This is a genomic window from Streptomyces sp. SDr-06, from assembly GCF_003324565.1.
In the GTDB taxonomy this organism is placed as follows: domain Bacteria; phylum Actinomycetota; class Actinomycetes; order Streptomycetales; family Streptomycetaceae; genus Streptomyces.
The window spans coordinates 166,659-188,792 of record NZ_QOLA01000004.1 but is presented as its reverse complement, the minus strand read 5'-3'; the positions used below and the strand labels follow the sequence as shown (position 1 = coordinate 188,792).

At 72.8% G+C, this 22,134-nt stretch carries 21 protein-coding genes and 2 tRNA genes; 9 read left to right on the top strand and 14 right to left on the bottom strand.

The genetic code is table 11. The features are described from left to right. The first annotated feature begins 60 nt into the window (after positions 1–60). From DT019_RS11750 to DT019_RS11715, 8 genes are all read left to right on the top strand, one after another. Positions 61–1,461 carry an amidase gene (locus DT019_RS11750; RefSeq protein ID WP_114036698.1) on the top strand — a complete coding sequence of 467 codons (1,401 nt, stop codon included), beginning with the start codon at positions 61–63 and terminating at the stop codon, positions 1,459–1,461. Positions 1,462–1,537: 76 nt separating this feature from the next. Further along, on the top strand, positions 1,538–2,416 hold the full coding sequence (gene ehuB, locus DT019_RS11745) for an ectoine/hydroxyectoine ABC transporter substrate-binding protein EhuB (RefSeq protein ID WP_114036697.1): 879 nt from the start codon (positions 1,538–1,540) through the stop codon (positions 2,414–2,416). Continuing rightward, entirely contained in the window at positions 2,413–3,153 is a 741-nt protein-coding gene (gene ehuC, locus DT019_RS11740; RefSeq protein ID WP_114036696.1) for an ectoine/hydroxyectoine ABC transporter permease subunit EhuC, read from the top strand. The genes ehuB and ehuC overlap by 4 nt, the downstream gene beginning before the upstream one ends. Next, complete coding sequence (gene ehuD, locus DT019_RS11735) at positions 3,150–3,800, top strand: ectoine/hydroxyectoine ABC transporter permease subunit EhuD (RefSeq protein ID WP_114036695.1); 651 nt, start codon at positions 3,150–3,152, stop codon at positions 3,798–3,800. The genes ehuC and ehuD overlap by 4 nt, the downstream gene beginning before the upstream one ends. After that, a complete protein-coding gene (locus tag DT019_RS11730; RefSeq protein ID WP_114036694.1) occupies positions 3,790–4,569 on the top strand; it encodes an amino acid ABC transporter ATP-binding protein in 780 nt (259 codons plus the stop codon). The genes ehuD and DT019_RS11730 overlap by 11 nt, the downstream gene beginning before the upstream one ends. 210 nt (positions 4,570–4,779) lie before the next feature. Then, a complete protein-coding gene (locus tag DT019_RS11725; RefSeq protein ID WP_114036693.1) occupies positions 4,780–5,538 on the top strand; it encodes an IclR family transcriptional regulator in 759 nt (252 codons plus the stop codon). A gap of 73 nt (positions 5,539–5,611) precedes the next feature. Further along, a tRNA-Lys gene (locus tag DT019_RS11720) sits at positions 5,612–5,685 on the top strand. A gap of 174 nt (positions 5,686–5,859) precedes the next feature. Continuing rightward, a complete protein-coding gene (locus tag DT019_RS11715) occupies positions 5,860–7,449 on the top strand; it encodes an MFS transporter (RefSeq protein WP_114036692.1) in 1,590 nt (529 codons plus the stop codon). A 76-nt stretch (positions 7,450–7,525) separates the two neighbouring features. Here the strand turns inward: DT019_RS11715 and DT019_RS11710 are convergent, their stop codons facing one another. The 5 genes from DT019_RS11710 to DT019_RS11690 form a co-directional block, all read right to left on the bottom strand. Next, positions 7,526–8,458, bottom strand: coding sequence for an SGNH/GDSL hydrolase family protein (locus DT019_RS11710; protein ID WP_189389462.1), 933 nt, complete (start codon positions 8,456–8,458; stop codon positions 7,526–7,528). A 52-nt stretch (positions 8,459–8,510) separates the two neighbouring features. Next, on the bottom strand, positions 8,511–10,244 hold the full coding sequence (locus DT019_RS11705; protein ID WP_114036690.1) for an AMP-binding protein: 1,734 nt from the start codon (positions 10,242–10,244) through the stop codon (positions 8,511–8,513). A 26-nt stretch (positions 10,245–10,270) separates the two neighbouring features. Further along, on the bottom strand, positions 10,271–10,870 hold the full coding sequence (locus tag DT019_RS11700) for a lytic polysaccharide monooxygenase (RefSeq protein ID WP_114036903.1): 600 nt from the start codon (positions 10,868–10,870) through the stop codon (positions 10,271–10,273). 168 nt (positions 10,871–11,038) lie between these two features. Continuing rightward, a complete protein-coding gene (locus DT019_RS11695) occupies positions 11,039–12,190 on the bottom strand; it encodes an SPFH domain-containing protein (protein WP_411292700.1) in 1,152 nt (383 codons plus the stop codon). A 17-nt stretch (positions 12,191–12,207) separates the two neighbouring features. Then, positions 12,208–13,551, bottom strand: a complete 1,344-nt coding sequence (locus tag DT019_RS11690; RefSeq protein ID WP_114036902.1) for a peptidoglycan-binding protein — start codon at positions 13,549–13,551, stop codon at positions 12,208–12,210. A 193-nt stretch (positions 13,552–13,744) separates the two neighbouring features. Here DT019_RS11690 and DT019_RS11685 point away from each other — a divergent pair. Next, positions 13,745–13,818, top strand: a tRNA-Lys gene (locus tag DT019_RS11685). A 64-nt stretch (positions 13,819–13,882) separates the two neighbouring features. Here DT019_RS11685 and DT019_RS11680 read toward each other — a convergent pair. From DT019_RS11680 to DT019_RS11640, 9 genes are all read right to left on the bottom strand, one after another. Continuing rightward, the gene (locus tag DT019_RS11680; protein ID WP_223279424.1) at positions 13,883–14,884 is read right to left on the bottom strand and encodes a glycoside hydrolase family 6 protein; all 1,002 of its coding nucleotides are present in this window, start codon (positions 14,882–14,884) and stop codon (positions 13,883–13,885) included. Between the two features lie 335 nt (positions 14,885–15,219). Continuing rightward, positions 15,220–15,903 (bottom strand): class F sortase, encoded by a 684-nt coding sequence (locus tag DT019_RS11675; RefSeq protein WP_114036687.1) that lies wholly within the window; start codon positions 15,901–15,903, stop codon positions 15,220–15,222. 1 nt (position 15,904) lies between these two features. Continuing rightward, positions 15,905–16,480 (bottom strand): hypothetical protein, encoded by a 576-nt coding sequence (locus tag DT019_RS11670; protein ID WP_114036686.1) that lies wholly within the window; start codon positions 16,478–16,480, stop codon positions 15,905–15,907. A 101-nt stretch (positions 16,481–16,581) separates the two neighbouring features. After that, positions 16,582–17,361: an HAD-IIA family hydrolase gene (locus DT019_RS11665; protein ID WP_114036685.1), complete on the bottom strand. Its 780-nt coding sequence runs from the start codon at positions 17,359–17,361 to the stop codon at positions 16,582–16,584. A 145-nt stretch (positions 17,362–17,506) separates the two neighbouring features. Continuing rightward, the gene (locus DT019_RS11660; protein WP_114036684.1) at positions 17,507–18,583 is read right to left on the bottom strand and encodes a 2-aminoethylphosphonate ABC transporter substrate-binding protein; all 1,077 of its coding nucleotides are present in this window, start codon (positions 18,581–18,583) and stop codon (positions 17,507–17,509) included. Positions 18,584–18,662: 79 nt separating this feature from the next. Further along, positions 18,663–19,460, bottom strand: a complete 798-nt coding sequence (locus DT019_RS11655; RefSeq protein WP_114036683.1) for an ABC transporter permease — start codon at positions 19,458–19,460, stop codon at positions 18,663–18,665. Beyond that, positions 19,447–20,370 carry a 2-aminoethylphosphonate ABC transporter permease subunit gene (locus tag DT019_RS11650; protein WP_114036682.1) on the bottom strand — a complete coding sequence of 308 codons (924 nt, stop codon included), beginning with the start codon at positions 20,368–20,370 and terminating at the stop codon, positions 19,447–19,449. Before DT019_RS11650 ends, DT019_RS11655 begins: the two co-directional genes overlap by 14 nt. Next, entirely contained in the window at positions 20,363–21,430 is a 1,068-nt protein-coding gene (locus DT019_RS11645; RefSeq protein ID WP_114036681.1) for an ABC transporter ATP-binding protein, read from the bottom strand. The genes DT019_RS11650 and DT019_RS11645 overlap by 8 nt, the downstream gene beginning before the upstream one ends. Further along, on the bottom strand, positions 21,427–22,122 hold the full coding sequence (locus tag DT019_RS11640; protein WP_114036680.1) for a phosphonatase-like hydrolase: 696 nt from the start codon (positions 22,120–22,122) through the stop codon (positions 21,427–21,429). The genes DT019_RS11645 and DT019_RS11640 overlap by 4 nt, the downstream gene beginning before the upstream one ends. Positions 22,123–22,134 lie beyond the last annotated feature (12 nt).

The following is a 22,134-nucleotide window of genomic DNA, read 5'->3' as shown; positions in this document are numbered from 1 at the left end:
CTCCGGAAGCCCCGCCGCCCGGCCACGTGGCGGGACGGAAAGGTGGGTACGACATCGTTCATGACCGAGCCGAGCGAACTTCCCGACCTGACGGCACGTCAACTTCTGTCCGGCTACCGGGCGGGCACCTTCTCCCCCCTCGACGCGACCCGGGCGGTACTGGCCCGGATCGAGGCCGTGGAGCCCCGCCTGAACGCGTTCGTGCGCATCGACACCGAAGCGGCCCTGACCCAGGCCCGCGCCGCCACCGAGCGCTGGCGCGCCGGGGAACCGCAGGGGCTCCTCGACGGGGTTCCGGTGTCCGTGAAGGACCTGCTCCTCCAGGCGGGCGGTCCGACCCTGAGAGGGTCCAACACCGTTTCCACGAGCGGGCGCTGGGAGGAGGACGCTCCGGCGGTGGCCCGGCTGCGCGAGCACGGCGCGGTCCTGGTCGGCAAGACTACGACCCCCGAGTTCGGCTGGAAGGGCGTCACCGACTCGCCGCGTACCGGCATCACTCGCAACCCCCACGACGCGGCACGCACGACGGGCGGCTCCAGTGGCGGCAGCGCGGCGGCGGTCGCGGCGGGGGCGGCGCCGCTTTCGCTGGGCACCGACGGCGGGGGCTCGATCCGCATCCCGGCCTCGTTCTGCGGGGTGCTCGGCCTCAAGCCGACGTACGGCCGGGTCCCGCTGCACCCCGCCAGCGCGTTCGGCGCCCTCGCGCACGTGGGCCCCATCGCCCGGGACGCGGCGGACGCGGCCCTGCTCCTCGACGTGATCAGCGGCGCGGACTGGCGCGACCCCACGGCGCTCGAACCCCCGGCCCGGTCGTACGCGGCGGCCCTTCCCGAGGACCCGGCGGCAGGCGTCAAGGGGCTGCGCGTCGCCTACTCGCCCTCCTTCGGCGGACAGGTGGCGGTGCACCCCGAGGTGGCGGCGGCGGTACGGGCCGCGGTGACCCGCCTCGCCGACCTCGGGGCGTACGTGGAGGAGGCCGACCCCGACTTCGCGGACCCGGTGGACGTCTTCCACACCCTGTGGAACGCGGGGGCGGCCCACATCGTCGCCCGACTGGGAGCACGGCAGCGGGAGTTGCTCGACCCCGGGCTGCGCGAGATCGCCGCACAGGGCGCCCGGCTGTCCGCCCTGGAGCTCCTGACCGCCGAGACCGCCCGCACCGGTCTGGGCCACCGGATGGCCCGCTTCCACCAGCGCTACGACCTGCTGGCGACGCCCACCCTGCCGATCACCGCCTTCGCGGCGGGCCGGGAGACCCCCGCGGGCCCGGGGCCGCGCCGCTGGACGGGGTGGACGCCGTTCACGTACCCGTTCAACCTGACCCAGCAGCCGGCGGTGTCGGTCCCGGTCGGCACGGACGCGGACGGCCTCCCCATCGGCCTCCAGCTGATCGCGGCGCGCCACCGGGACGAGGTGGCGCTGCGGGCCGCCGCGGCGTTCGGGGAGCGCCCGAGGGGGTGAGTCCCGGAGGCGGCGCCGGGCCGCGTCTCGAAAAATAGGGGGCATGGGCCGCATAAAGGGGGGTAGCCGCGCCGCCATGGCCCGAGCTACCTCACGCCCCAGACCCTCCATACCCAGGCGAACCCTGCTCACCGGCGCCGCCGCCGTCGCGCTCACCGGCGCCGCCGCCTGCTCACGCGTCCCCCAGGGCGGCGCCCTCGCCCGCCTCAAGTCGCAGGGGACGGTGCGCCTCGGCATCGCCGGTGAGGTTCCGTACGGGTATGTGAACGAGCAGGGCGAGTTCACCGGCGAGGCTCCCGAACTCGCCAAGGTGATCTTCAAGCGGCTCGGCATCGACCGCGTGCAGCCCGTGGCCACCGACTTCTCCTCGCTGATCCCGGGGCTCAACTCCCAGCAGTTCGACGTCGTGTCCGCCGGGATGTACATCAACAAGGAACGCTGCGCGCAGGTCCTGTTCGCCGACCCCGAATACCAGATGCTGGACGCGTTCATCGTCCGCAAGGGCAACCCGAAGAACCTGCACAGCTACGAGGACGTGGTCCGCGCCAAGGCGCGGTTCGCGACGGGCACCGGCTACGCGGAGATCGGCCACGCCACCGCCGCCGGCTACCCCGAGGGCGACATCGTCATCCTCCAGGACCAGGTGGCGGGCCTGAACGCGGTCGAGTCGGGCCGGGTGGACGTGTTCGCGGGCACCTCCCTCACCGTGCGGGAGGTCGTGAAGAAGAGCGCGAAGGCCGAGGCCACCCAGCCGTTCGCGGCGGTCGTCGACGGCAAGAAGAAGATCGACGGCGGCGGCTTCGGTTTCCGGCCCACCGACGGTGAGCTGCGCGACGCGTTCAACGCCGAGATCCACCGCATGAAGCAGAGCGGCGAGCTGTTCCGGATCCTGAAGCCCTTCGGCTTCACCCAGGACGAGATGACCACCCTGACCGCCAAGGAGCTGTGCCGATGACGGCGGGACTGTGGCAGCACTGGGTGCTGCCGGGAATCTGGATCACGGTCCAACTGACCGTGTACAGCGCCGCGTTGGCCGCGGCCGTCGCCTTCGGTGTCGGCATCGCCCGCACCCACCGCTCCCGCTCGGTCCGTTTCCTGGCGGCCGTCTACACGGAGATCTTCCGCGGGACCTCGGCCCTGGTGCTGATGTTCTGGCTGTTCTTCGTGCTGCCGCCGCTCGCGGGCTGGCAGCTGGTCCCGATGTGGGCGGCGGTCCTCGCGCTGGGCCTGTCCTACGGTGCGTACGGCGCGGAGATCGTGCGCGGCGCGCTGAACTCGGTGGCCCCGGCCCAGCGCGAGGCGGGCATCGCGCTCAGCTTCACGCCGTGGCAGCGGATGCGTCTGGTGCTGCTGCCGCAGGCGGTGCCGGAGATGATCCCGCCGTTCTGCAACCTGCTGATCGAGCTGCTCAAGGGGACCGCCCTGGTCTCGCTGCTCGGCGTGGGCGACGTGTCGTTCGCCGCGTACCTGGTGCGGCTCGCGACGCAGGACAGCGCGCAGATCTACTCCCTCACGCTGCTCATCTACTTCGTGCTCGCCTTCGGCATCACGCGCGGGATGAAGGCGCTCGAACGCCGCACCAAGGCGAACCTCGGGGTGAGCACCGCGCCCCCGGGTGGCGGCTCACCGGGCGTGAAGGCGAACAAGCCCGTCGCCGTGGGCGGCACGACAGCGCGAGGTGACCTCCGATGACCTGGGACTGGTCCGCCGTCTGGGACTTCATGCCGCGTTTCTGGGAGGGCGTGCTCACCACGCTGCAGATCCTGGCGCTCGGCTCGCTCATCTCCTTCAGCCTGGGCCTGGTGTGGGCGCTGGCCTTCCGGGCCCCGACCCGCTTCGTTCGCTGGCCCGTCAACCTGATCACGGAGTTCGTCCGCACCACGCCGCTGCTGGTGCAGCTGTTCTTCCTGTTCTTCGTGCTGCCGGAGTGGGGCGTGAAGTTCTCCGCGCTGACCACCGGCGTCCTCGCCATCGGCCTGCACTACTCGACGTACACCGCGCAGGTCTACCGGGCCGGCATCGAGGCCGTGCCCAAGGGCCAGTGGGAGGCGGCGACCGCGCTGAGCCTGCCCGCGCACCGCACCTGGTTCGCGGTGATCCTGCCGCAGGCGGTCCGCCGCATCGCGCCCGCGCTCGGCAACTACGTCATCTCCATGCTGAAGGACACTCCGCTGCTCGCCGGGATCAGCGTCCTGGAGATGCTCCAGCAGGCCCGCCTGGCGGGGGCGAGCACCTTTCAGTACACCGAGCCGCTGACCGTCGTCGGCGTCGCCTTCATCCTCATCGCCTATCCGGCTTCGCTGTTCGTACGAGCCCTGGAGCGCCGCCTTGTCCGCTGAAACCCAGATCGAGAACCCCGTCCGGCAGACCGGCGCCGAGCTGATCCGCTTCGAGAACGTCACCAAGCGCTTCGGCGACAACACCGTCCTCGACGACCTCTGCTTCACCGCCCGCAAGGGCAGGCACGTCACCCTGATCGGCCCGTCGGGCTCCGGCAAGACCACGATCCTGCGGCTCCTCATGACTCTGGAGACGCCCGACTCCGGCATCATCCAGGTCAACGGGACCCGGCTGTACCCGGCCGGTGAGAAGGAGCGCCGGGAGGCCCGCAAGAAGATCGGGATGGTCTTCCAGCAGTTCAACCTGTTCCCCAACATGAGCGTGCTGCGCAACATCACCGAGGCGCCGGTGCGGGTGCTGGGCATGAGCCCCGACGAGGCCGAGGCGCGGGCGCGCGAACTGCTCGACCTGGTGGGCCTGGACGGGAAGCGCGACGCGAAGCCCGCGCAGCTGTCCGGCGGGCAGCAGCAGCGCGTCGCCATCGCGCGGGCGCTCGCGATGCGGCCCGAGGTGCTGCTCCTTGACGAGGTGACCTCCGCGCTCGACCCGGAGCTGGTGGCCGGCGTGCTCGACCTGCTGCGCGACATCGCCCGGACGACCGACATCACGATGCTCTGCGTCACGCACGAGATGAGCTTCGCGCGGGACATCTCGGACGAGGTGATGATGTTCGACGCGGGCAAGGTCATCGAGGCCGGTTCGCCGGAGCAGATCTTCGGCGAACCGGAACACGAGCGTACGCGGGAGTTCCTGGGCGCGATCGCCTGAGCACGCGCCGTGCGCGACGCTGACCTCACGTTCCGGCCATCTAAGCGCCCCCGATCATGACTCTGGCATATGCCATGGTGGCGCGCCCCAGGACAGAGCCCTGAAGCGCGCCACCAATCTTGTCAACATCCCCACCGGAAACGGGTCTTGGCGGCTATCGTGGAAGGGCAGACCTGCCACCTTCGCAGTTCGACCTGCTAGGGGGAAACCGTGGCGCTGAAGCCGGAGCCGACCGCGCCGTTCCACTCGGTGCAGTACGTCCTGCGGGTCCTGGAGGCGATCTCCAGGCACGGCGGGGGTGTGACCGATGTCCAGATCGCGCGGGAGACGGGTCTGCCCACCGCCCATCTGACCTCCATGCTGCTCATGCTGCGGCGCGAGGGGTACGTGGAGCAGGTGGCCGACGGCGCCTATGTGATCGGCGACTCGATGGTCCTGCTCGGCTCGGGCGCCGCCCGCCAGCAGGCCCTGGAGACCAAGCTCCAGGACACCCTCACGTCGCTGCGCGACTCGGTGGGCGCGGCCGTCTACATCAGCCGCTACATCGACGGCGAGGTCAAGATCACCCAGTACGCGGACGGGCCGACCGCGCCGAAGGTGAACGAGTGGGTCGATTTCAAGTCGGCGGCCCACGCGAGCGCGGTCGGCAAGTGCCTGCTCACCCAGCTCGACCAGAACGGCCGCCGCGACCACCTCTCGCGCCACAAGATCGCCCGGCTCACCTCCCGGACGATCACCAGCGAGAAGGTCCTCTTCTCCAAGCTCGACAGCCAGCCGGCCACCGTGCCGGTGCTCGACCTCCAGGAGTACGCGGTGGGCACGGTCTGCGCGGCCGTGCCGCTGACCGCGGGCTCGGCCGTCGGCTGCCTGGCCCTGTCGATGCCGATCGAGCACGCCCACCGGCTGCGCGCTGCGGCCGACACCCTCAACCGCCGGGCCGCCCCCGTGGTGCTCTCGCTGGCCATCTGACCGCCCGCGCGGCCCGGCCCCGGGGTGGTCATGAGCACCCCGGAGGACCAGGTAGTATTTTCTCTGTCAGCAGGCGCCGCTAGCTCAGTTGGTTAGAGCAGCTGACTCTTAATCAGCGGGTCCGGGGTTCGAGTCCCTGGCGGCGCACAGACAGAGAAAGCCCCTCGCGAAAGCGGGGGGCTTTTTCGTGCCCCCCGGCGACCTCGCGAGCAGCGCACCCGCACGGGCCCGGCCATCGCGCCCACCCCTGCCCAGAAATTTATACGGACGTATTAAACGCTAGTACTAGACAGACGTTTAAGACGCTCGTACATTGCTGTCATGACGAACGCGACGCACACCACAGCGAGCACCACCGGCGGCGCCTCCCGCCGCGCCGGGCGCCGGGAATGGACCGCCTTCGTGGTCCTCCTGCTGCCCCTCCTCCTCGTCTCGATGGACGTCTCCGTCCTCTACTTCGCGCTCCCCTCCATCAGCCGCGAACTCGCCCCCTCCGCCACCCAGCAGCTGTGGATCATCGACGTGTACGCCTTCGCGCTCGCCGGGCTGCTGATCACGATGGGCTCGCTCGGCGACCGGATCGGCCGCCGCAAGCTGCTCCTGTTCGGCGCCGCCGCCTTCGGCATCGCCTCGGTGACCGCCGCGTACGCCACCAGCGCCGGGATGCTCATCGCCTCCCGGGCCCTGCTCGGCCTCGGCGGGGCCACCCTGATGCCCTCGACGATGGGCCTGGTCCGCACCATGTTCCGCGACGACAAGCAGCGGAGCCGGGCCATCGGCGTCTGGTCCGGCGCGATGGCGGGCGGGATCGCGCTCGGCTCGGTGATGAGCGGGATCATGCTGGAGCACCTGTGGTGGGGCTCCGTCTTCCTGATCAACGTGCCCGCGATGGTGCTGCTCCTGGTCCTCGCGCCGCTGCTGGTCCCGGAGTTCAAGGACCCGGCGCCCGGGAAGTTCGACCTGCTGAGCGTGCCGCTGTCGATGGGCGCGGTGCTGCCTGTGGTGTACGGCCTCAAGGAGTTCGCGGCCGACGGCTTCTCCACCCCGAGCGCGCTCTGTGTGGTGGCGGGCCTGCTGCTCGGCGCGGTCTTCGTACGCCGTCAGCGCACCCGGCGCGACGCGATGATCAGCCGTGAACTGTTCCGCCCCGGCCGCGGGTTCGGCGCCGCGATCTCCCTCAACACGATCGCCGCCTTCGCGATGATGGGCTCGGCCTACTTCACCACCCAGTACCTCCAGTCGGTGCTCGACATGAGCACCCTGCGGGCCGCGCTGTGGAGCGTCGCCCCCTCGCTCGCCATCGGCGCCGCCGCCCCCACCGCGTCCGCCCTGGCGCAGAAGGTGAACCGGGCCTACGTCGTCGCCGCGGGCTGCGTGCTCGGCGCCGCCGGATACGCGCTCCTGGCGCTCGCCGGGACCGACTCGCTGTGGACGGTGCTGGCCGCTGCCGCGGTCATCGGCATGGGCATCGTGACGGTGATGGCCCTCGTCTCCGACATGGCGCTGGCCTCGGCCCCCGTCGCGAAGGCGGGCTCGGCGGCCTCGCTGCTCGAGACGGGGCAGGAGTTGGGCGGGGCGCTCGGCATGGCGGTGCTCGGCTCGATCGGCACCGCGGTCTACCGCTCCGACCTGCCGGCCTCGGCGCCCGCCGCCGCCCGCGAGACCCTGGGCGCGGCCGTCGCCGGCGCCGACCGGGCCCTGGCCTCCCTCGCCCAGCAGGCCTTCGTGCACGGCATGCAGGACGCGGCGGTCGGCGGCGCCGTGGTCCTCCTTGTCGCCGCGGTGCTGGCGGCCGGGATGCTGCGGGGCCCGGCCGCGGCGGCCAGGGCCGAGGCCGAGGCGCAGGCGGGAGGTGCCGAGGACGAGAGCGGCGCGAGCGCTCCGGCCCGCGTCGCGGAACCGGTGGTGTGACCCGTACCTCTCCCCGCGCGAGCGGAGGGCCGGCCATCGTCCCGATGACCGGCCCTCCGGGGTTCCGCGGAAGGGGTCAACTCCCCAGTGCGGACAGCACGGTCGCGGCCTGGTGGTCGGCGCCGAGGCGGTTCGGGTGGAACGGGACGGCGGGCCCCGGCGGGTTGCTGGACACCGGCACCAGGCCCTCGACCCACCGCGTTCCGGCGGGCTCGCAGATGTCGTGCCCGACGCTTCCGCGGTAGGTGTCGGCGAACTCGGCCCCGCCCTTCTCGGCGGCGGAGGCGAGCATGGCGTTCAGCTCCCTGAGACGGGCGCCGAGCCATGTCAGGTCCTGGTCGAGGATCGGCACCCGCGGGTAGCAGCCGCGGTCGGCGGCGACCCCGGCCAGATAGTCGACGACCAGCACGGTGGCCCGGGGCGAGCGCCGGTGGATGCCCGCGAGCACCCCGGCGATCCGGGGCCGGGTGGCGGCGATCCGCCGCGCCACCAGGTCCGTGCCGCCGGGGCCGGTGAACCTGTTCCGGCACGGGGCGGCCAACGGGACGGGCAGCGGGTTGACGCAGCCGAGCACCGCGTCCGCGAGCCCCACGTCGTTGCCGCCGATGCCGACGGTGACCAGGTCGGTGGTGGGCGTCAGCCGGTCGAACTGGGCCGGGTTCACGCCCGGCCCGAGCAGCGGTACGCGGCCGACGTCCTGCGGCCTGGTCATCTCGGCGGTGGTGGCGCCGCCGCACGTGGCGTCCCGGAACACCCGCACCCCGAGCCGGGCGGCGACCTGCTTGGGGTAGTTCCAGGTGCTCTGGGCGCAGCCCAAGGGGGCGTAGGTGCGGTCGATGCCGAGCACGGTGACGTCCGCGGACCAGGAGTCGCCGAGGGCCACGTACTCGTGGAAGCGCGCGGCCGTCCTGGGCGGCGCGGGGCGGGCGGCGGCGTCCGCGGCGGCGGCCGGGGCGGCGAACAGTACGGAGGCCAGGGCGAGGGTGGTGAGCAGGAGGCGGGAGTTCACGGGCCCATCCATCCATCGCGGGGCGGGGCGCCGGGGGACCCTGGCCGGTGATTCACCCGCTCGCGTGACCAGGTCCCCCGGGCCCGGCCCCTTCCGGCCGTCCCGCCCTGCCCCCGTCCGCCTGCGCGCCGAGCACCACGGCCCTGCCGTGCGCCGCGTACTCCTCGCGCAGCCGCGTGAGGTCGACCGGCGACAGGGGCCGGTACGCGGCCTCACCGGGCGGGCGCCACCACACCTCTCCCTGGGACCAGAACCCCTCCTCGCGCAGCACCGCCCGGTGCACCTTGTTGGTCGCCGTCACCGGGAGGCGCGGCATCACCCGTACGAAGCGCGGCGCCATCTTGGTGCCCAAGTCCCGTTGCGCGGACAGGAATGCGAGGAAGGCGGCCGGGTCGAAGGGCGCGTCCGGCAGCGAGAGGGCGGCCATGACCTGGTCGCCGGTGACCGGGTCCGGGACGGCGTACACCGCGGCGCCCGTGACCGGTTCCCACCGCGCCAGGATGTTCTCGATCAGCGCGGCGGCCAGGTTCTCGCTGTCCACGCGCAGGCGGTCGTCCGCGCGGGCCGCGAAGTAGAGGAAGCCGTCCTCGTCGCGGAAGAACAGATCGCCCGTCCAGTACCAGCCGCCCCGGCGGCGCTCCGCGTCGCCCGCCGGGTTGCGCCAGTAGCCCTCGAAGGGGTTCGGGCCCCGGTTCACCAACTCCCCCACCGCGCGGCCCCCGTTGAGGAGGCGGCCCGCCTCGTCGAAGCGGGCCCGCTCGCACTCGCGGCCCGTCTCCGGGTCGACCACCGCGAGGTCGCCGCCCGGCGCGGGCCTGCCGATCGCGCCCGGCGGGGTGCCCGGGGTGCGCTGGATCGCGGCGCCGCCCTCGGACGATCCGTACCCCTCGACCAGCTCCACCCCGAACCGCCGCGCGAACCGGTCCGCGTCGACCGCGCCCGCCTCGGTCCCGAATCCGATCCGCAGCCGGTGCTCGCGGTCCTCGGGCCGGGCGGGCGTGGCCAGCACGTAGTGGACGGCCCGGCCCACATAGGTGAAGTACGTGGCGCCGTAGGCCCGTACGTCGTCGAGGAACCCGGACGCCGAGAAGCGGTCCCGCAGGGCGACGGTGGCGCCCGACGTCAGGGCCGGGGCCCAGTTGGCGATCACCGCGTTGCCGTGGAACATCGGCATGCAGATGTAGTGCACGTCGTCCGGTCCGAGCCCGAAGTGGCTCACCAGCGCCTCGCCCGCGGCGGCGAGCCGGCCCTGGGTGCAGATCGCGGCCTTGGGGGCGCCGGTGGAGCCGGAGGTGAAGTACAGCAGCAGGCGGGTGGCCGGGCCGACCGGACCGACCGCGCACTCCCCGGGCCGGGCGCCCTCGTAGGGGGCGAGGAGCCGCTCGTACTCCTCGGTGCCGGTCACCAGGACGCGTACGCCCGGCAGATGGAGCCCGTCGAGCAGGGGAAGGTGGACGCGTCCGGTGACCAGGACCCGGCACTCGGTGTGCAGGATGTCGCGGGCCAGCTCGGGGCCGCGCCGGGTGGGGTTGATGCCCGCGACGGCGGCCCCGGCCAGGGCGGCCGCGCCGAGCCAGAGCGGGAACTCGGGGGTGTTGTCGAGCAGGACCCCGAGGTGCGGCTCGACACCCCGGGGCAGCAGCTCGGCGAGGAGCGCGGCACGGGCGGCGGAGCCCGCGGCGACCTGGTGGTGGGTGAGCTCCAGGCCGCCGTACCGCAGTCCCCTGCGCCCGTCGCCCCACTGGCGCTGTACGTACTCCGACACGGTCGACGCGACTCTGGTCATGGCGCCGCACCGTAGTTGACGGAGCGTCAGAACTGAACGTCCGAGCAGGCGTAGAAGGCGTTGCCGGTGTCGGCGATCGTCCACACGGCGAGGACGATGTGGTGACCGGTGCGGCCGGTGGGGATGGTTCCCTGGTGCGAGACGGTGCCCGGTGGCTGCTTGCCGCCGTAGGGCACGACGAGGAACGGCCGGGTGTCGAGCGCGTCCCGGGTCAGCGGCTGGGTGGGGTCCCAGCCCTGCTTGGTGAGGTAGTAGCGGAAGTCGGTCGTCGCGTGGCGGGCGGTGAACTGCCAGCGGAAGGTGTAGGTCTGACCGCCCGTCAGCTGCGTGGTGGGCCAGCCGGTCCCGTCGCGCGGGTCGTCCAGCTCGGCGAATCTGTCGTTGCCGCCCGCGCAGATCGTTCCGTCGGCGGGGCCGGCGGCCGGGAAGCCCTTGGGGCCCTCGACGGACTGCGGCTCCCACTGGATCTCGCCGCAGTCGGCGACGGTGCCGTTGGCGCACAGCTTCTGTCGGCTGATCGGCTGGTCGGTGTAGCCGTGACTGCTCGCACTGCCGGTCGCGAGCAGGGACGCGCCGACGACGGCGAGCCCCACCACGGCGGCACCGAGCCGCTGCTTGTGTCGCATGCTGACCACTCCTGGAGAACGTGGGGGAGTTCCTTGGATGGAGCTGCACGCGTGCGGTATTTCATGTTCCGGTCTAGACCAACTCCCAGACTATGGACGGGACTTGGCCGTGTCCAGGCCCCGTACGCGATCGGGTCCGGCGGCCCCGTTCCGTCCGGCGCGGCCCGCTCAGGCGCTCTCCCCCGCGCCCCGTCCCGTGCAGAAGGCGACCGTCAGGTCCTTCACCAGGGCCTTGCGCTCGTAGTCGTCGAGGTCCACCAGACCGCGTGAGGTCAGCCGGCGCACCGTGTCGTCCACGGCGTCCACCACCGAGGTCAGCACCTGGTCGCGGTGGCGGGCGTCGATCGCCGCGATCCGCTGTCTGCGCATCGCCGCCGCCACCTCGGGCGCGTACTCGATCCCGGTGGGCTGCGCCGAGTACAGCTCGATGCCGACCGGCTCCGCCTCCGCCTTCAGCATCCGGGTCAGCGCGTCGCCGACGGCCTCCGCGTCGCGCAGGGTGGGCGCGTCCTCGTGGAAGGCGTCGGCCGGGAGCTGCGAGAGGACCCGGGCCATCGCCGCCTCGACCTGCTGGCGCAGATACGTCTCGTGGTCGGCGACGGCGAGCGTGGCCCGCGCGGTGTCCCGGATCCGCCACACCACCAGCACCACGACCCGCAGCGCGGTGCCGTTCGCGTCGACCGCGCCCATCGGCTCGCTGCGCCAGTGCCGCAGACGCAGGTCGACGCGGCGGCGCAGGAGCAGCGGGCTCATCCACACCAGACCGGTGCGGCGCACGCTGCCGCGGTAGTCGCCGAACAGCGACAGCACCCAGGCGTGCCCGACCTGGCCGCGGCCGAGCCCGCCGAAGGCGAGGACCGCCGCACTCACCCCGAGGGCGAGCAGCCCCCACTGTTCGGGGGCGATCCCGTGGTACGGGTACGCGGGCAGCCGCAGCGGCGCGGTGACCCGCCGGGGCAGGACGCCCGCCCACCACAGGACGGCCCCGCACCCGGCGAGCGCGAGGATCCCGGCCCCCAGGGCCGCCCGGCCGGGCAGCACCGGGCCGGGCCGCTCCGCGATGCGCGGGTCGGCCGGGGTCGCGGGTCTGACCGGGGGCTTGACGACCGGGCGGGTCCCGGCCTGCCGGGGCGGCCCCGGGCGCGGGGCGGCCGGGGCGGCGGCGGGGACGACCGGGTTGGGGCCGGTGTCGTCGCGGAACAGCAGGTGGACCGGGATCTCGGCGGTGTTCTCGCTGCGGATCACGGCCACCCTGCGCCCGGCGTCCCCGCCGAACGCGGGGTCCCGGGGCGCTCCGGCGCCTTCGATGGGGGTCTGCATGCTCGTCCTTGCCTCCGTCATGCGAAGAGCCGCCGCCAGGTCTCGGGGCCCGGGTAGCCGTCGGCCTCCGCGCCCGACCAGCCCTGGGCCCGCTGGAACGCCTCGACGTTGCGCCGGTCCGCCTCGCCCCAGCGCGGCCCGGGACCTGAGGTGTAGTACCTGCCGAAGCCCTTCTTCACGAGCTGCCGGCCGAGTTGGGTGACGTACGGGTTGTCCTGGCCCGGCCGGAAGTGGCTCATGCCGGGGTAGGCGGGCCGCGCCGCCCCCGGTCCGCCCGGGGCCGGGGTCGCGGGCGGCGCGGGTGTGGCGGGGGCGATGTCCTTGCCGGTCCCCTGCACCAGCAGCGCCCAGGTGCGCGCGCCCGGGATCCCGTCGGCGTCCGCGCCGGTCCAGCCCTGGGCCTGCTGGAAGGCGCGGGTCGCGTTGAGGTCGGCCGAGCCCCAGCGCGGTCCCGGGCCCTCGGTGTAGAAGCGGCTGCCGCCGCGCCGCATCAGCATCTGGCCGAGGCGGGTGACGTAGCTGTTGTCGGCGCCGGGCCCGAACTTGTCCGCGCCGGGGAACGCAACAGACTCAGCCCCCTCGCTGTCGTTGCCGGGCTCCCCGCCCCCGCTGCCGGTGGCGAGCCCCTTGTACCGGTAGGGCAGGTAGCTCGCCGAGTTCTTCCAGTACGCGTACGGGGTGGCCTGCTTGCGGGTGCCGGGCGGGGTCTGCTCGTAGGCGGTGTAGTAGGTGTGCGTGTAGTCGGTCCAGCCCCCGAAGATCACGACGTGCGAGCCCTTGGTGGGGTTGGTCGGGTTGTGGAAGAGCAGGATGTCGCCGGGCTGGAGCTCGTCGCGGGTCACCCGCACCGCGAACCGGTCCAGGCTCCCCGTCCACTCGTTGGTGCCGAGGTCCCAGGCCATGGACACATAGCCCGAGCAGTCCTGCCGGTACCCGTCCGTCCAGTACGCCTCCATGTTGTACGGGACGGAGGCGGCGACCCAGACCTTGGCCCGGTTGATGATCTCGGCCCGGGTGATGGGCCGCAGCTTGGTGGGCGCGACCGCGGCCTGGCCGGGCGCGCCGTGCAGTCCTGTCCGGGCGCCCTGCTCGGTGGGCGGCCCGGGGTCGGCGGCGGAGTTGGCGCCGGTTCCCTCGGGCAGCGGGGCGGGGGCGGCCGCGGCCACGGTGCCGCCGCCGAGCACCATCGAGGCCGCGGTGGCCGCCACCAGCGCCCGGCGCGCGCCGCCGTTCGCCGCGGGCAGGCCGCCGTCGCGCACGGGGAGCAGCCGCGAGCGCCTGCGGTCGGCGCAGCCGGGACAGCCGCACTCCCCCGTGGGCTCGTAGTCCTCGAACACCGGCCCCGGCGTACTGGCCTTCATCCGCATCCCCTCCCGTTCGTTCCGTTCTCGGAGACTTCGAAGATCTTTTGCGGGCTGCCGCACGGAGAGCGGCGCCGCGATTGTCCTAACTCGTCGCATTTTGACGGAACGGAAGGGATAAAACGAACATCTGACAGCGTGGCGCTGGTCAAAACCACCCTCTGGAGTCCGGTAAGGTTTTCCAGGTCAGCAGGCGCCGCTAGCTCAGTTGGTTAGAGCAGCTGACTCTTAATCAGCGGGTCCGGGGTTCGAGTCCCTGGCGGCGCACGCACCACCGAGGCCCCCTCGCCCAGCGCGAGGGGGCCTCGGTCGTTCCCGGGCGGCGGGTCGCTCAGCGCGAGTTGCCCGCGAGGGCCAGGGCGTATTCCGGCCACCAGGCGCCCGCCGGGGGGCCGCCCTTGCACGGGCCGTCCGACTCCCCGGGCCGCTTCGCCCACACGTAGGCGTCGACCGCGCCGCCCCCCGTCCGCGTCGTGGGACGCTCCCCCAGGGCCCGGCCCGGCGGGTTGCACCAGTTCTCGGCCGGGTCGCCCCCGGTGTAGGGACCGTTGCCGTTGCGGCTGGTGTCGATCACGAAGTGCTTGCCGCCGACCTTCGCCGACAGGCGCTCGCCGAACTCCCGGCTCGCCCGTGTCGTCTGGAAGTTGGACACGTTGACCGCGAACCCGTCGGCGCTGTCGATCCCCGCCCGCCGCAGCGGCTCGTCCAGGGCGCCCGGCGAGCGCCACCCGGCGTTGCCCGCGTCCACGTACACCTTGGTGGTGGGCTGGCGCTTGAGCCGCTCGACGGCGCCCTTCAGCAGGGCGTACCGCGCCTCGTGGAAGGCCGCCGGGGTGCAGCCGTCCACCAGGTGCAGGACGGCGTCCGGCTCCAGGACCACCATGGTGGGACGCTGCCCGATGCCCCGGGCGACCTGGTCGACCCAGTCCCGGTAGGCCTCGCTGTCGGGGGCGCCGCCCTTGGAGAACTGGCCGCAGTCGCGGTGCGGGATGTTGTAGAGGACGAGCAGCGCCGTGCGGCCCTGGCTCGCCGCCGCCTCGGTGTAGCCGCGCACGGTCGCCTCGGGGTTGTTCCCGGCGATCCACTCGCCCACCGGCTGCTCGGCGATCTTCTTGATGAGCGCGGCCTTCGCGCCGTCACCGGCCCGTGTGTACGCGGCCAGCTGGCGCGCCGCGTTGGTGTGGGGGTTCACCCAGAACGGGCTCGCCGGGTCGGCCTGCCGGACCGCACCGGAGGGACTCGGGTTCGGGGCGGGCGCCGACCCGCCACCGGAGGCACCGCAGCCCGCGGCCGACAGCGAGAGGGCCGCGACCAGCGCCCACCTGCCGCACACGGCAAGGCGGTTGAACCGGCGGGCCGGATCCGGGCCCGGATCGACACCGCCCCGGGCCCTCAACGCAGCGCAGCCGCAAGGCGACTTGGCGTTATCCATACCTAGGCCAGGGACGCCCATCGGCTCTAGAGTGGGGGTGTCGACCGAAGCCCGGTTCGCCCCACGACCTCTCGACCCCACTGAACCTCCCGCGGTAGTGCCGGGCTTCTCCCGCAGCCCGTGCCCGCGCGGTCGAGGACCAGCCCGGCCGGCGGCTCCGGGGGGAGCGGGCCGTCGGCCGGGCCAGGTGCCCGGCGGCCGTCCGGAGCCCGGGCCCGGCCACCCGCGCCGCGCGGTCAGGGCTTCGGCGGCTTCGAAGGGGCCGCTTCCCTCGCGTCGGTCAGATAGGCCGAGACCACCACGTTGGCGGTGTAGGCCTTCGTCCTGCGGTCGTACGTTCCGCCGCAGGTGATCAGGCGCAGCTCGGCGCGGCCCCGCTGCCGGGGCCCGTACACCGTGGCCGCGTCGAAGTGGCTGCGGGGAAAGACCCGCACGTCGTCGATGGTGAACTCCGCGACCGTGCCGTCGGCGGCGGTCACCTTGACCTGCTGACCGGCGCGGGCCGCGCTCAGGCCGTAGAAGACGGCCGGCTTGCTCTCGGTGTCGACGTGCCCGACCAGCAGGGCCGCGCCCGCCTCACCGGGCCGGGCCCCGCCGTCGAACCAGCCGACGGTGCCGGGCCGGTTGTAGGGCGGCGGGTCGACCGCGCCCTCCGCGTCCAGGCCGCGTGGGACGACCGGCGCGGCGATGCCTATGGAGGGGATCTCCACGCGCTGCGGCGCCGCACCCCGCAGGGGGTCGTGCGCGGGCGGCAGCGGAGCACCCAGCGGCCGGCCGACGGCCGCGATGTCGCCCGTGATGGGCCCGGACGTACTGCCCGAGCCGCCGGAGACGTCCCGGCCCCACAGCCACAGGCCGAGCAGCAGCACGGCCCAGGCGAGGCCGGTGACCAGCCGCCCACTGCCCCGTGCCGAGGACATCTCAGTCGCCGCCGCCGCGTCGGCGCCGCACGCTGCGCGAGGCCACGGCCACCGCCGCGACGGCCGCGAGGGCGAGACCGATCATCTCGTGCCGGATGCCCGGGCCCTGCTCCTCGGCGCCGTCCGCGGCGAGCGTCGCCGTGCCTCCGCCACCCGCGTGCACGGGCCGGAACGGGGTGGGCCGGGAGTGGTCGCGGTCATGGTCCCGGTCGCGGTGCGAGTCGCCGTGGACCACGGTGAGCCGGCCGCTCGCCTTGCCGGAGCTGTCCTTGCAGTTGACCCAGATGTCGTAGTCGCGGTCCTGCGCGTCCGAGCGGATGCGGGCCTGCGCGAAGAGGCCGCCGTCGGCCGCGGGCGTGAAGCGGGCCTCCGACACGAAGGCGTCGGAGGTGCCGGTCGCCTCGCGGCCGCTGCACACGCTGACCCGCAGGTCCACCTCCCCGCCGGGGGCCGTGGTGCTCGGGGTCGCCCGCACCGATCCGTGCGGCTCGGACTCGGCCGCCGCGGGGGACGCGGGCAGCACGGTCAGGGCGGCGGCCGCCAGGGCCGCACACAAGGTGATGGGACGGATGCGCATCGTGAACCTCCTGCAACCGAGATTCACGCGTGGCGCCGCATTCCGCATCCCGAGGGCGTGGCGGCTCGGCCGGACGGACCAACGGCCCGCCCGGCCGGAGGTCAGATCAGCTTCACCAGGTCCGCGATCGAGTCGACGATCTTGGACGGCCGGAACGGGTACCGCTCCACGTCGTCCGGCCGGGTCAGCCCCGTCAGGACCAGGAAGGTCTGCATGCCCGCCTCAAGGCCCGCGAGCACGTCCGTGTCCATCCGGTCGCCGATCATGGCGCTGGTCTCGGAGTGCGCGCCGATCGCGTTGAGACCGGTGCGCATCATCAGCGGATTGGGCTTGCCCGCGAAGTACGGCTTCTTGCCGGTCGCCTTGGTGATCAGGGCGGCGACCGCGCCGGTGGCGGGCAGCGGGCCCTCCTGGCTCGGTCCGGTCTCGTCCGGGTTGGTGCAGATGAACCGGGCTCCGCCGTTGATCAGCCGGATCGCCTTGGTGAGCGCCTCGAAGCTGTACGTACGGGTCTCGCCCAGGACGACGTAGTCGGGCTCGTGGTCGGTCAGCACGTACCCGATGTCGTGCAGCGCGGTGGTCAGGCCCGCCTCGCCGATGACGTAGGCGGTGCCGCCGGGGCGCTGGTCGTCGAGGAACTTCGCGGTGGCCAGCGCCGAGGTCCAGATGTTCTCGACCGGCACCTGCAACCCCATCCGCGAGAGCCGGGCCTGGAGGTCGCGCGGGGTGTAGATGGAGTTGTTGGTGAGCACCAGGAACGGCTTCCCGGACTCCTTGAGGCCCTTCAGGAAGGCGTCCGCGCCGGGGATGGGGGTGCCCTCGTGGATGAGGACACCGTCCATGTCGGTGAGCCAGGATTCGATCGGCTTGCGCTCTGCCATGGGTGCGGACTCCTGCGTTCTGCGCGGTCTTCGCGCTGCTGAGCGATGAGCTGGGACGCCGGCGCACCGCACTGTGCGTTGCCGGCGCCCCCAGCCTAGTCAGGATCCGCCGATCCCGGCCCGGTCGATCACCGATCGGGACCGATCAGCTCGCGGTGGCGTTCTTCCACGCGTCGACGTACTCGGGCAGGTTCTTGGCGATGTCCATCCAGTCCGGCTGGAACACGTCGACGCCCTGCATCAGCTTTCCGAGCGACACCGCGTTGGCGTCGGTGGCCTTGATGTCGGTGCGCGCCGCGAAGCCGCCGCCGATCGCGCTGACCTCCTTCTGGGCGTCGTCGCTCAGCATGTAGTCGAGGAGCTTCTTGCCGTTGGCGCTGTGCGGGGCCTTGCTGACCAGGCCGGCCGCGTACGGCAGTCCGAAGGAGGACGGCTTGGTGCCGCTCGCGGTGCCCGGGAACCAGATGCCGAGGTTGGGCATGGTCTTGGCCTGCGCGTAGTTCATCTGCACGTCGCCGTTGGCGGCGAGCAGCTCGCCCTTGTCGACCTTGGGCGCGAGCTTGCCGGTGGAGGCGGACGGCCCCACGTTGTTGGCCTGGAGCTTGCGCAGGTACTCCATGGCGGCCTCCTTGCCGCCGAAGTCGTGCATGGCCTTGATGACCAGGGCGGTGCCGTCGCCCGCTACGCCCGGCGTGGAGTACTGGATCTTGTTCTTGTACTTGGCCTCAAGGAGGTCGTCCCAGTTCCTGGGCGCGTCCTTCAGTTCCTTCTTGTTGTAGATGAACCCGAAGTAGTTGTTGACGACCGAGGTCCACATGCCGTCGGGCGACTTGGCGCCGCCGTCGACCTTGTCGGCGCCGGCCGGCGCGTACTTCTGGAGCAGCCCCTTGCTCTGCGCCTGCTGGATGAACGGCGGCAGGGTGATGAGGAGGTCCGCCTGGGTGTTGGACTTCTCGCGGACGGCGCGCTGCACCATCTCGCCGGAGCCGCCCTCCACGTACTTGACCTTGATGCCGGTCTTCGCCTCGAAGTCCTTGAAGACCTTGTCGTACCAGCCGTCGCCCTTCTCGCCCTTGAGGCCGTCGGCGCTGTAGACGGTGACGGTCTTCGCGCCGGAGTCGGCGGAGGAGTCGCCGCCGCAGCCGGAGAGGGTGGCGGCGAGGGCGAGGCTGCCGGTGACGGCGGCGATCGGCTTGAGCGCGGTGAGGGTGTTTCTGGGCATGACGTTCGGGGCTCCTGAGGTTCTCGGGTCGGCAGGGCTCAGCTGGGTCTGCGGGGTGGCGGATCGGTGGCGTTCCGGGTCAGCGGAAGGAGGCTCTGGTGCGGATGCGGGAGACGGCGAGCAGGACGAGCAGCGTGGTGCCCATGAGCACCACGGCGACGGCCGCTCCGGTGAAGAGGGAGCCGCGGTCGGTGGCCGCGAAGATCTGCACCGGCAGCGGGGTCCAGTCCGGCGGGTAGAGCATCATGGTGGCGCTCAACTCGCCCATGGACAGGGCGAAGCAGAGCCCGGCGGCCGCGGTCAGGGACGGCAGCAGGAGCGGCAGCCTCACGCGCCACAGCACCACGTGCGGCCGGGCGCCCAGGCTGGCGGCGGCCTGTTCGTACATCGGGTCGAGGCGCAGGACGGCGGCCGAGACCGACTGGTAGGCGAACGCCATCACCAGGATGGTGTGCGCCAGGATCACGATCCAGCGCGTCCCGTTGAGCAGCACCGGCGGCTTGGAGAACGCGACGAGCACCGCGAGGCCGACGACCACCGACGGCACGGCGACCGGCAGCACGAACAGGGCGTCCATGAACCGCCGCCCGCCCTTCTTGAGGGCGGCCGCCGCGAGCGCGGCCCACGAGCCCACCGTCAGCGCGAGGACGCTCGCCGCGAGGGCGGTCACCAGGCTCGTGGTGAGCGCCCGGAGCGAGTCGCCGCCGGTGGCGGCCGCGTAGTGGCCGGTGGTGAACCCGGAGGGGAAGGCGCTCGACCAGCTGGTCGCGAACGACGCGGCCACGATGACGAGCAGCGGCAGCGCGAAGATCGGCAGGAACAGGACGAAGAAGACGGTCCAGGTGGCCCAGCGGCCGCCCCGGCTATGCACCAACACGACGGCTCACCACCCGGTAGAGGCCGTAGAGGCCCACGGAAATCGCGATGTTGACGACGGCGACGACGCAGGCGGCCGGGTAGTCCGACTCCAGGATCGCCTTGCTGTAGACGAGCATGGGGAGCGTGGTGACCCCCTTGGCACCGGTGAACAGCACGATGCCGAACTCGTTGAGGCACATCACCAGGACGAGCGAGCCGCCGGCCGCGAGCGCGGGCAGCGCCTCGGGCAGGATCACCCGCCGGACGATCCTGGCCGGCCGCGCGCCGAGCGAGGACGCCACCTCCAGCTGGGCGGTGTCCAGTTGGGAGAACGCGGCGAGCAGCGGGCGCATCACGAACGGCGTGAAGTACGTGATCTCCGCGAGCAGCACGCCCCAGGGCGTGGTCAGGAACTGGAAGGGCCCGCTGTGCGCGCCGGTCACGTCCGTCCACAGCCCGTTGGCCATGCCGACCGTGCCGTAGACGAACAGCAGGGCCAGCGTGATCAGGAAGGACGGGAAGGAGAGGAAGACGTCGATGAACTTCGCGACGGCCTTCCCGCCGGGGAACGGCACGAACGCGATGACGAGCGCGAGCACGAACCCGAGCACGAGGCACCCGGCGGTCGCCCCGACCGCGAGCCAGACGGTGGTCGCGAGCGCGTCCCGGAACGCCGCGGAGCCGAAGACGTCGGCGTACGGCTGGAGGGAGGTTCCCCCCGAGTCCGGCGAGAGGGACTGCTGGACGACGAGGACGAGAGGGTAGAGGAAGACGGCGGCGAGCACGGCCACCGGCGGCAACGCCCAGACAGAGGTGGGGAGTTGACGCCCACCGCCCTGGTGCGGGGCGTCGTTCCGCGGGGCGGGACCGCTGGGCACCGCCCTCGGCGCCGGGCCGCTGCCCAGCACCGCCGGGCCGCGCCTAGCCATCCGACACCCCCGCCGTCAGCAGCACCGCGTCCTCGCGGGCGAAGTGCAGGGTGACCTCGTCGCCCAGGGCCGGGGTGACCCGGAGCTCGCGGACGTCCGCCTTCACGCGGTGCCCGGCGACCTCGACGTACAGCCGGTGCGTGGCTCCGCGCCACTGCACCTCCACGATCCTTCCGCGCAGCGCGTTGGGGCCCGCCCCGAGCCCGACCAGGTGCGGCCGCACGCACAGCGTGGCCATCGCGCCCCAGGTGGCCTCGTCGGTGGCCACGGACAGTTCGGTGTCCCCGAACAGCACGGACCCGGCGCCGACCCGCACCGGCAGGAGGTTCGCGTTGCCGACGAACGACGCCGTGAACTCCGTGCGGGGCCGCCGGTAGAGGTCCTGTGGGGTTCCGCAGTCCTGGAGGCGCGCCTTGTCCATGACGGCGATGCGGTCGGCCAGGGTGAGCGCCTCGACCTGGTCGTGGGTGACGTACAGGATGGAGACGTCGGGCAACTCGCGGTGCAGCCGGGCGAGTTCAGTGAGCATGCCGGAGCGCAGCTGTGCGTCGAGCGCGGAGAGCGGCTCGTCGAGGAGGAGGACGTCGGGGCGGATGGCGAGCGCGCGGGCGATGGCGACGCGCTGCTGCTGGCCACCGGAGAGCTCGCGCGGGAAGCGCCGGGCGTAGGCGTCCATGCCGGTCATGGCGAGGGCCTCCGCGACCCGGCCGGGGATCTGCCCCTTGGGGACCTTCCGGGCCTTGAGGCCGAACGCCACGTTGTCCTCGACGCGCATGTGCGGGAAGAGCGCGTACTGCTGGACGACCATGCCGATGCCGCGCCGATGGGGCGGCAGGTGGGTCACGTCGCGGTCGCCGATGAAGACCCGGCCCCGGGCAGGCTGGACGAACCCGGCGACGGCCCTCAGCGCGGTGGTCTTGCCCGAGCCCGAGGGGCCGAGCAGGGCCATGACCTCGCCGGGTTCGACGGCGAGGTCGAGCGAGTCGAGGACCACGTTGCCGTGGTAGGCGACGCTGACGCCGTCGAAGCGGATGCCGCTGCGCGGGGCGGCGCCGGTCACCTCCCGGCCTCCAACTCTGCTATCAGGTCCGGGAGTTCGGCGACCGAGCCGAGGACATGGGTGGCGCCCGCCCCGGCGAGCACCTCCTTGTCGTGGGCCCCCGTCAGCACGCCCGCGACGATGCCCGCGCCGGACCGCACCCCGCTGAGCATGTCGTACGAGGTGTCGCCGGCCACCGCGATGTCGCGCACCGAGTCCACCGCGCCGGTGCGCAGGAAGGCGCTGAGCACCATGTCGGGGTAGGGGCGGCCGCGGCCCCCCGCGTCGGCCGGGCACAGCGTCAGCGGGACGAGGTCCTGCCAGCCCAGCGCGGCGAGGATGGCGTCCTGGGTGACGCGGGCGAACCCCGTGGACAGGACGACGGTCCGGCCCTCGGCCCTCAACCGCTCGACGGCCTCCCGGGCACCCGGCACCGGGGCGATGAGCCCGCCGTCGACGAGCGTGCCGTACGCCTCCTCGAAGGCGGTGTTCGCGGTCCGCGCCTTGGCCTCGTCGCCGAAGAGGTGACGGAAGACGGAGATCTTGGACTCGCCCATGGTGGCGCGGACGTGGTCGAGCATGGTGGCGTGCTCGGCGGATCCCGGCTCGACGCCGAGCCGGGCGGCGGCGCTCGCGAAGGCCCGCTCGACGAGCCCGCCGTCGGCGACCGTGGTGCCCGCCATGTCGAGCACCACCAGGTGGTACGCGTTCATCGTGGTCAACTC